11 protein-coding genes and 1 tRNA gene are annotated in these 8,758 nt (G+C 69.3%); 6 read left to right on the forward strand and 6 right to left on the reverse strand.

Annotated features, from left to right (window positions below; all coding sequences use genetic code 11):
* Positions 1–127: 127 nt before the first annotated feature.
* The gene (locus VF612_RS08570) at positions 128–679 is read right to left on the reverse strand and encodes a type IV toxin-antitoxin system AbiEi family antitoxin domain-containing protein (RefSeq protein WP_408659437.1); all 552 of its coding nucleotides are present in this window, start codon (positions 677–679) and stop codon (positions 128–130) included.
* A 598-nt stretch (positions 680–1,277) separates the two neighbouring features.
* On the opposite strand from VF612_RS08570, the gene VF612_RS08575 reads away from it, so the two are divergent.
* The 5 genes from VF612_RS08575 to VF612_RS08595 all read left to right on the forward strand — a co-directional run bounded on the left by VF612_RS08575 (position 1,278) and on the right by VF612_RS08595 (position 4,039).
* A complete protein-coding gene (locus VF612_RS08575) occupies positions 1,278–1,838 on the forward strand; it encodes a MauE/DoxX family redox-associated membrane protein (protein ID WP_408659438.1) in 561 nt (186 codons plus the stop codon).
* Positions 1,838–2,353: a hypothetical protein gene (locus tag VF612_RS08580; RefSeq protein ID WP_408659439.1), complete on the forward strand. Its 516-nt coding sequence runs from the start codon at positions 1,838–1,840 to the stop codon at positions 2,351–2,353. Before VF612_RS08575 ends, VF612_RS08580 begins: the two co-directional genes overlap by 1 nt.
* Before the next feature lie 437 nt (positions 2,354–2,790).
* Positions 2,791–3,366, forward strand: coding sequence for a hypothetical protein (locus VF612_RS08585; protein ID WP_408659440.1), 576 nt, complete (start codon positions 2,791–2,793; stop codon positions 3,364–3,366).
* On the forward strand, positions 3,363–3,764 hold the full coding sequence (locus VF612_RS08590; protein ID WP_408659441.1) for a hypothetical protein: 402 nt from the start codon (positions 3,363–3,365) through the stop codon (positions 3,762–3,764). The genes VF612_RS08585 and VF612_RS08590 overlap by 4 nt, the downstream gene beginning before the upstream one ends.
* Positions 3,765–3,853: 89 nt before the next feature.
* Positions 3,854–4,039 carry a hypothetical protein gene (locus VF612_RS08595; protein WP_408659442.1) on the forward strand — a complete coding sequence of 62 codons (186 nt, stop codon included), beginning with the start codon at positions 3,854–3,856 and terminating at the stop codon, positions 4,037–4,039.
* Between the two features lie 127 nt (positions 4,040–4,166).
* Here the strand turns inward: VF612_RS08595 and VF612_RS08600 are convergent.
* Positions 4,167–4,239: transfer RNA gene (locus VF612_RS08600), tRNA-Asn, on the reverse strand.
* 154 nt (positions 4,240–4,393) lie between these two features.
* Here VF612_RS08600 and VF612_RS08605 point away from each other — a divergent pair.
* Positions 4,394–4,636, forward strand: a complete 243-nt coding sequence (locus VF612_RS08605) for a hypothetical protein (protein WP_408659443.1) — start codon at positions 4,394–4,396, stop codon at positions 4,634–4,636.
* Between the two features lie 45 nt (positions 4,637–4,681).
* On the opposite strand, the gene VF612_RS08610 is transcribed toward VF612_RS08605, so the two are convergent.
* The 4 genes from VF612_RS08610 to VF612_RS08625 all read right to left on the reverse strand — a co-directional run bounded on the left by VF612_RS08610 (position 4,682) and on the right by VF612_RS08625 (position 8,746).
* Positions 4,682–4,987, reverse strand: a complete 306-nt coding sequence (locus VF612_RS08610; protein WP_408659444.1) for an SHOCT domain-containing protein — start codon at positions 4,985–4,987, stop codon at positions 4,682–4,684.
* 36 nt (positions 4,988–5,023) lie between these two features.
* Complete coding sequence (locus tag VF612_RS08615) at positions 5,024–5,593, reverse strand: hypothetical protein (protein WP_408659445.1); 570 nt, start codon at positions 5,591–5,593, stop codon at positions 5,024–5,026.
* Positions 5,593–7,482 carry a DNA primase gene (gene dnaG / locus VF612_RS08620; RefSeq protein ID WP_408659446.1) on the reverse strand — a complete coding sequence of 630 codons (1,890 nt, stop codon included), beginning with the start codon at positions 7,480–7,482 and terminating at the stop codon, positions 5,593–5,595. Before dnaG ends, VF612_RS08615 begins: the two co-directional genes overlap by 1 nt.
* Positions 7,483–7,573: 91 nt before the next feature.
* The gene (locus VF612_RS08625; protein ID WP_408659447.1) at positions 7,574–8,746 is read right to left on the reverse strand and encodes a deoxyguanosinetriphosphate triphosphohydrolase; all 1,173 of its coding nucleotides are present in this window, start codon (positions 8,744–8,746) and stop codon (positions 7,574–7,576) included.
* Positions 8,747–8,758 lie beyond the last annotated feature (12 nt).

An 8,758-nucleotide genomic window follows, 5' to 3' on the forward strand; every position in this document is an offset into this window, starting at 1 on the left:
CGGGAGCCTGCGACATTGTCACGAAGCGACATGCGGTCGAGCAGCGAAGCCAGCGGCAGCCCGCGAGAGCCGCAACGCGGCAGGCGCCGCCTGTCGCAGAAGCCGGGTGGCCCGCGCGATTCGGCAGTCATCGAGACCGCCGCACCGCTCGCTGCGGGGACCGCAGCCGGGCCTCCAGCAGCATGCGCTCCTCGCGAGCCAGGTAGCCCGCACGCGCCGCGGTCTCGCAGGCCTGGAGCAACAGCCGAGCCTCGGTGCCGTAGACGAGGCATTCGAGGATGGAGTCCACTGGACGCACCACCGGAAGGCCGTCGTAGACGATGACGCTCACCGGAGCCTGATCGTGTCGCCAGACCCGGTAGGCCTCACCGCCACGTCGGCGCGGCGCGTAGCCCCGTGGCACGGTCAGGTGGATCAGCGGAGGGTTGACGTCGCACAGTTCAAGGAGATCGAGCGCGGACTCGTGGGAGATCACCCCGCATCCACGTGTCCACGCGACGGCCTCCGCATATGCGGCATGCGGGCCGGCGGCAAGGAACGGCACCCGGTACACGCCTTGGGCCGTGCGCTCCAACCGCCCCGCAGCCACCAGTTTGCGCAGCACGACGGGGTCGATGCCGGCAGCCATGGCATCACGGACACTCACGTAGCCATGGTTGCCGACCGCAACCTCCAGCACGAGGTCATACGCATTTATGTGCAATACCGTCCTCCATTAGTACGATATTGCACACACTAGCGAAAGCATTCGGGTAACTGGCCCCTTCAGTAGGCGCGCACACACGCACGATAGTGGCAGCGCGAGATCTTGGGCCTGACGGGTATTTCCTTCCATCCCACGACGCGCCTGATCGGTTATTGCTCGGCTCCCTCATTGCGACCGTCACCGTCGATCAGCGCTTTCAGATTGGGGGAATACGGATGCACGCCCGGCCCGAGAAGGCGTCCGGCCTCCACGCAGGCGCTGTCGGCCGTCCAGGGAAAGGTAGCATGGATCTCCTTTGAATAGAACAAGATTCTGGGCTGACACGGCTTGGACCGCTTCGCGCCGCTGCACAGGTGCGGCAGGCTCCGGCGACAACGCCCCACCTCGCCTCCGCTGCGGCTAGCGCCTCGTCCGCCGGTCGAGGAGCGGCTAAAACCGCGCACCTCGAGCTGCGCTGCGGGTGAGTTCAGACGGATGCGGGCGAGTGGGTAAATGTTTATTGAATTGGTTCTTGGCAGGTAGATGAAATGCCTGATAACGTTTTCCGGCATAACCAGGGAAAGGCGATGCAATGGCCGTAGCCGCATTCCTTGATGCTCTCGCTGCGGTGCTCGCCGGCACCCTTCTTTGCGCCGGGATGGCGAAGCTGGCAGTCCCGGCGCACTTGAGCCGAGCCATCGGCGAGTTGGCGCCCGCGGTGGGATCGCGCGCGGTGGTGCTTGCTCGAGTGGTGGCGGTGGCCGAGGTCAGTACGGCGCTCGCCCTGTCGGCGCCGGCGGCACGCGGAGCAGGCGCCGTAGCTGGAGTGGTGCTCGGCGCCACGTTCGCCGGCGCCGGCATCGTCGCTTCGAACCGTGGGCTCGGCATGCCCTGTGGTTGCTTCGGTCGGGCCGGCGGCAGGTCACTGGGAGCCCGCAACGTGGCCTTCGGCTTCATCCTCGCCGGCTCGTCGGCGTTGTTGCTTCGGGTCGGCTCCGGTGGGTGGGCGGCGCCCGAGGGGCTGCCCATGCTGGGCACGGCCGCGACCGCGGTGGTGCTCGCCGGCTGGCTGTACCAGGACATGATCAGGGACCTGGCGCCCTCACTCGGGTTGCGAGGCCGCAAAGTCTTACAGAGTAGGGGTACCGGCTGATGATCTATGTGCTGGCATTCATGGTCCTGCTGTTGACGGCCGTGATGATCATGTTCTTCGCGATGCTCGGGGAGTTGTACTCCCGGGTCGGCCCTGCGCCCGCGGCCACCGGTCCGCTCCAGGAGGCGAAGGTCGGACAGCGCCCCCAGGCATGGCCTCGGGAGTTGGCTCCGTTGGCGACGGCCACCGACGCGGTGTTGCTGGTGCTGAGCACTTCGTGTGCCAGTTGTGTCCAGGTCGCAGGGCAGCTGCGTGACCGCTTCGAACCGATGACTGGCTATGTCACCGGCGTGGTCCTCTCCACTGCCGATCCCGACCGTGCCGAGGCCTTCGTGCGGGAACACGGCCTGCCGCGGGATTCGGTGTACGTCGATGTCGAGGGTGCTTGGGTGACTACGGAATTCGGCGTGCTGACCAGCCCCTCGGCGCTGATCCTGCGGGATGGCCAGCTGAGCTCGGCGCTGGTGTTCACCGATGTCGCGGCACTGCAGTCCGCAGTGGCCCCGGCCACGTAGACGGATGACAGACCACTTATCCGACGACCAAGGAGACGGTATGACAGCGCAGCTACCTGACCCCACCGGGGAGAATCCGCCACGGATCGGCCGGCGCAAGTTCCTCGCCCGCGTCGGGGCCGGCGGGCTTGTCATAGCAGGCGCAACCTTCGGCCGAGCGCCGAGCGCCTCCGCCGCCGGTGGTTGCGGATGTTGCAATCTCGCCCACTGCCCGGCGAACATCGGCTATCAGAACTGCATGTCGAATGCGGTTTACTCCTGGCGCTGCTACTACTCCAACGGCGGGATCCCGTATCAGTGCCAATGCTGCGAGACCTCCGGCTACAGGTACTCCGCCTACGCCTGCTGGCCGCGTTAGGGCTTGTGCGGTGACCGTCTGGGTGATCATGGGTGTGGCTGGGGCGCTCTTGCAGGTGCTGAGCCCTTGAGGTTTGTCCATGGCTGGGGTCGCCGGTCCGATGTTGCAGCGAAGCCGCGCCAGCGGCGCCCGCTTCCTGGCCGGCCTCGCGATAGGCGGCGTCATCGCGGGGTTGGTCCTGGCCGTACCGCTGTATCTGGCCGGGCACCTCGCCGGGCGGTTCTTGCCCACGTCGACAAGGGTGGTCCTGCTCGTCGGCCTGGCCTTCGCCCTAGCCCTGGCGGACCTGACCGGGCGTACGCCGCATGTGTGGCGTCAAGTGCCTCAACGCCTGGTCCGGTCGCTGCCGCCCGGAACCCTCGGACTGACCTGGGGCTTCGACCTCGGCCTCCTCATCACCACCCAGAAAACGTCATCGCTGCTGTGGCTGTCCCTCGCCGCAGTGACCCTGCTGGATCCGGGGATGGCCCCCGGCGCGCTGGTGGCTTTCAGCCTGGCCGCCACGGCCGGGGTGATCACCCTGAGCACGACCGCATGGGCCGTGGCCATGAGAGGGGGGATGGACTGGACATGGATACGACGGACTCGTTGGGCGACCAGCGCAGCGATGCTGGCCGCGGGGCTAGGCACGATCCTGATGAGCGTCACCGGTTGAGCCCGGCGTTCACCATCGACCCCACCCGAGGTCAGGTGATGATCACCCGGTTCGAATGCCCGAGCCTTTCAGTCATGGTGATCGTCGTGGCGCTGCACAGACGGATCAAACGGCAGGTGGCCCAACTCGCGGAGGGCTACCTCGGCGCGGTGATGCTGCGCGACTGGCGGACCCGAACCGTGCTGAGCATATCGCTGTGGCGCGACCTCGACAGCGTCTACTCCATGGGCAGCGTGCCGCGTCACATCTACGCATCACGGTTGCCCCACCGCCTGGGGATCACTACCCGCGCCGGAGTGTTCTGCTATGCCGGCGACTGGCGGCAGGTGATGTTCGGCGCCGGCCAGCCCAAGCCTTCGCCCCTGGAATTCCCAACCGGCGATCGATCAGAAAGGTAGGCACAGCAATGCCCATTCCCACCGATCGTGGCATGCTCGTCGTTCACACAGAGGCCGATGGAACGACATCTCTGTCGGTCTGCGCCAAGGTGATCAACGGCAGACCGACCGACGTCTACGCCCGACACCACCATGCGTGGCGGGTGAACATCGACCCCGATGTCGCGCTGACCCCCCACGGCAAGGACCGCTACACCAGGGAGATCGTGGAGGTGTCCCGCAGCGCCGACGGTGTGGTCAGCGTCCGCTACCCGAGGTACGACGACCACCCGTAGTCGTCGACGGGTCCAGCTAGCGGCGTCGGCGGTACTGCGGCCCGACGATCCCGTTGCTGGTCCGGGAGAAGACGGCGTCAGAAACGATCCAGAACCTCCACGCGAACGCTGGAGGCCCGAAACCTTGCTCCCCCGACTGGACTCGAACCAGTAACCCTTCGATTAACAGTCGAATGCTCTGCCAATTGAGCTACGGGGGATCGTGCGAGCCATCTGACCGACCGGCAGGGTGAGCCGACGGGCGAGCAGGCAGCAGGAAGAAGGGTAACCCATCGGACCCGGGGCTCGCCGCGCGCCCCGGCCCAGGGCACACTGGGAGGCCGGAGACCACCTCAGGCGGAAGGCAGATGAGGGATGAGATTCCTGCTCGGCATCGCTGTCGGCTACGTGCTCGGCTCCCGCGCCGGTCGCGAGCGCTATGAGGATATCGTCGCGCTGGCCCGCCGGGTGGCCGGCAGCCAGACCGTTCAGGCCACCGCCGGCGTTCTGCAGGCGCAAGCCGCCGGCGCGGCCGAGCGGGCCAAGAGCCGGCTCGGCGGCCGGGTGGCGACCGCCCAGCGGTCCGACTCGGTCAGCGTCAACGGCCACCGGTACTGAGCCGTTTCACGCGACCAGGGCCTCATCACCGGCCCTCGGCTGCCGTCAGATACCGGCGATGATCTGGGCTCGGCGCGCGTCGTACTCCTCCGCGGTGATGAGTCCCCGGTCTCGCAGGTCACCCAGCTCGGCCAGCCTGCTCGATGCTGACGGCTCACCCAGCGCCTGGCTTCGCATCAGCCGGATCGCGAGCTGCGATTCGGCCGTCATGGGATCGAGGCCTGCCTGCCGCAACACCTGACGGTTGCGGATGAACGTCATCGCCGAGTAGATCCAACCGCAGACGACGAGCACGACCGCGGCGCCGAACACCCAGGGAAAAACCGAACTGAAACCACCCAATCCATCCATGCGGCGATTGTGCCCGACCTGGTCGTGGCGTGGGTCTCAGGACGGAAACAGCTGCTCCGGCGTCAGCTTGGCCATCCCCTCCAGGTACCCCGCCAGCGCCGCCCGCGCCGGCTCGGAGTCCGGGGTGCCGGAATCCAGCCGCGCGGTCCACACCAGGCCGTCCGTGCCGGGCCGGCGCCGGGCCACGATCCGGCCGGTGCCACCCGGCACCCGCACCTGCTCCCAGCGGGCGATGCTCGCCTCGACCCGGGTCTTGACCACCGACGGCAGGTTCCGCGGCTCGGCCAGCCGCAGCGTCAGCGCCGGCAGGTCGGTGACCACCCCCGCGTCATCGAGCACTCCCTCGATGACGCGCAGGCCGTCCTCGCCCCAGGTCGCCTTGACCACCTGATCCCAGCCGATCCGCCGCCAGCCGGCCGCGGAACCGCCGGACGCCTCCGCTGAGCCGGCAGCCCCTGAGGCCGCCCCCACCGGCAGCCACAGCCCGAACTGGGTGGCGGCGACCGCGGCGGGCCCGTCCTCGGCCATCGCCAGCACCCGCTCGTTGTCGGCGAACAGCGAGCGCAACTGCGCCGGGGTGCGCAGCCGCCGGCCGAACAGCGCCATCAGGACGCGTCCCCGATGGCCTTGGACCGCAACGCCCGCCGTCGCTGCTCCAGCTGCATCAGCTGCCCGAACAACCTGCCCTGCTCCTCCGCGTCACCGACCGCATCGAGCCGCTGCACCCGCGACTTCAACTGGGCCACCTCCCGGGCCACCACCTGCTCGGCGAGGTTGACCACCATGGCCTCGGCGTACCGAGACTGGGCGTCGGCACCCGAGCGCAGCGGCTCGACGGCGAGCGCGTTGACCGCGGCCCGCGCCTCCGAGTCGGGCGGCAGGTGCTCGGACACCCGCTCCACCCAGGCCGGTCCGGTCTTGCCGGCCGCGGCGCCCCCAGCGGCTGCGATCGCAGCCTGCAACTGCTGGTGCACCGCGGTCAGGAACGCCTGCGGGCCCAGCTGATCGAACTGCTCGGCGACCACTTCGGGCAGCTGCAACGCCGCCTTGATCACCTCCCGCTCGGCCTGGCCCACCCTCGGCGGGACCCCGGGCACCGATCCGGCCTGCACAGGGGCGGGCGGCTGGGGCCGCTGCTGGCTCTCCCCCGCCCGAGCCATCCCCCGCACCCGGTTGAGGATCTCGTCCGGATTGGGCACCCCGCTCAGTTTGGCGAGCTCGCGGGCGTACTCGAAGCGGTGCGACGGGTCCTTGATCTGGGCCACCAGCGGCACCGTCAGGTTCAGCGCCGCCACCCGGCCCTCGACGGTGTCGACGTCGAAGCGCTTGATGATGGTGCCCAGCATGAACCGCAGCATCGGGACGTTGGACTCGATCAGCGCCCGCACCGCCGGATCGCCGCCGGACTGCCGCAGGTCACACGGGTCGTTGCCGGCCGGGTCGATCGCGACGAAGGTCTGGGCCAGGAACTTCTGCTCGTCCTTGAAGGCCCGCTCGGCCGCCTTCATCCCCGCGGCGTCGCCGTCGAAGGTGAAGATCACCTTGGTGGTGGCCTGCGCCTCCTCGGCGCTGTTGCTCGACCACAGCCGGCGGATCACGTTGACGTGCTCGCCGCCGAACGCGGTGCCGCAGGTGGCCACCGCGGTGGTGACCCCGGCCAGGTGGCAGGCCATCACGTCGGTGTAGCCCTCGACGATCACCGCCTGGCGCTGCCGCGCGATCTCGCGCTTGGCCACGTCCATGCCGTAGAGCAGCTGGCTCTTCTTGTAGATCGGGGTCTCGGGGGTGTTGAGGTACTTGGCCTCGATCTTGTCGTCGTCGTGGATGCGCCGGGCGCCGAAGCCCACCACCTCCCCGCCGACGTCCTTGATCGGCCAGAGCAGCCGGCGGTGGAACCGGTCGATCAGCGAGCCGCGTCCGGACTCCCGGGACAGCCCGGCCAGGGTCAGCTCCGCCGGAGCGAAGCCGCGCCCGAGCAGGTGCTTGGTCAGCGAGTCCCAGCCGGACGGGGCGTAGCCGCAGCCGAACTGGTTGCTGGCCGCCGCGTCGAAGCCGCGCCCGGTGAGGAAATCGCGGGCCGGTTGCGCCTCGGGGCTGGCCAGCTGCTCCTGGTAGAAGGCCGCCGCGACGGTGTGCGCCTCGATCAGCCTGGCTCGCTGCCCGGACTGCCGGTGCGTGCCCGGGCCGCCGTCGGCGTAGCGCAGCTGGATGCCGGCCCGGCTGGCCAGGCTCTCCACCGCCTCGCTGAACGACAGGTGCTCGATGCGCTCGACGAACCGGATCACGTCGCCGCCGGCCGAGCAGCCGAAGCAGTGGAACAGCCCGCGCGACGGAGAGACCGACAGCGACGGGGACTTCTCGTCGTGGAACGGGCAGATGCCCTTGAGGTTGCCGCCGCCGGCGTTGCGCAGTTGGACGTGCTCGCCGATCACCTCGGCGATGTCGGAGCGTTCCCGGACGGCGGCGATGTCCTCGTCGCGTATCCGGCCCGCCATGATGGCGAGTCTATGTGTAAGTTGACAAGCTTCCGGCCTGGGCAAGTTTGATCTTTCCCGGCATGTGAAGGTTTGACCTTTCTTGCCAGAGCTAGCCGGCCACCAGCCGCCGGTGCCAGGCCAGCGCCGAGGAGTCGGTCAACTGCGCCACCTGGTCGATCACCACCCGGAGCCGGCCGGCGTCCCCGTCGGCCTGCCGCCAGCGTTCCCGCAGCGTCTCCGACAGCGCCTGCTCAGCGCGGTCCAGCAGCACCTCGACCAGCTCGGTGAGCACCCGCCGCTGCTGGGACTGCGACTGCTCGACGCCGTCGCGGCGCATCACGTAGCGGAACGCGATCGCCTTCAGCAGCGCGCACTCGGCCCGCACCTGGCCCGGCACGATCAGCTCTGCCCGGTACCGGCCGAGCGGCCCGTCCGGATACCGCTCGCGGGTCGCCCGGACGGCGGCGGTGACGAACCGGCCGGTCAGCTCGCTGGTGGCCCGCTTGGCCTTGGCCTGGGCGGCATAGGAGCCGTCGTAGCCGGCCAGGTCGGCCAGCGCCGGCAGCCGCAGCAGGCTGTCGAGCACCGGTTGCAGCTCTGCCGCGGTCAGTGGCGAGTAGAGCCGGCCGGCCTGCTCGCACAGGGCCTGCCGCTCGGCGTCCGAGGCCAGCTCACCCAGCCGGATGTGGCCCGAGTGCACCCCGTCCTCGACGTCGTGCACCGAGTACGCGACATCGTCGGCCCAGTCCATCACCTGCGCTTCCAGACACCGCTCGCCGTCAGGGCGCCCGTCGCGCAGCCAGTCGTAGGCCGCCCGGTCATCGTCGTAGACGCCGAACTTCCCGGCATCGGCCCCGCTCGCCGCCCAGGGGTACTTGCACACCGCGTCCAGGGTCGCCCGGGCCAGGTTGAGCCCGGCCGACTCGCCCTCGGCGGTGACCGCCTTCGCCTCCAGCCGGGTCAGGATCCGCAGCGTCTGGGCGTTGCCCTCGAAGCCGCCGCAGTCCTTGGCCGCCTGGTTCAAGGCGTCCTCGCCGTTGTGGCCGAACGGCGGGTGCCCCAGGTCGTGCGCGAGGCCCGCGGCATCGGTGAGGTCCGGATCGCAGCCGAGCGCGGCGCCCATCTCGCGGCTGACCTGGGCGACCTCCAGCGAATGGGTCAGCCGGGTGCGCGGAAAGTCGTCCTGACCCGGTGAGACGACCTGGGTCTTGTCCGCGAGCCGCCGGAACGAATAGGAGTGCAGCACCCGGGCCCGATCGCGCTGGAAGGCGCTCCTGCTCAGTTGAGGCTCTAC

Origin of the sequence: Jatrophihabitans sp., assembly GCF_036388195.1 — a bacterium.
Taxonomy (GTDB): Bacteria; Actinomycetota; Actinomycetes; order Mycobacteriales; family Jatrophihabitantaceae; genus Jatrophihabitans_A.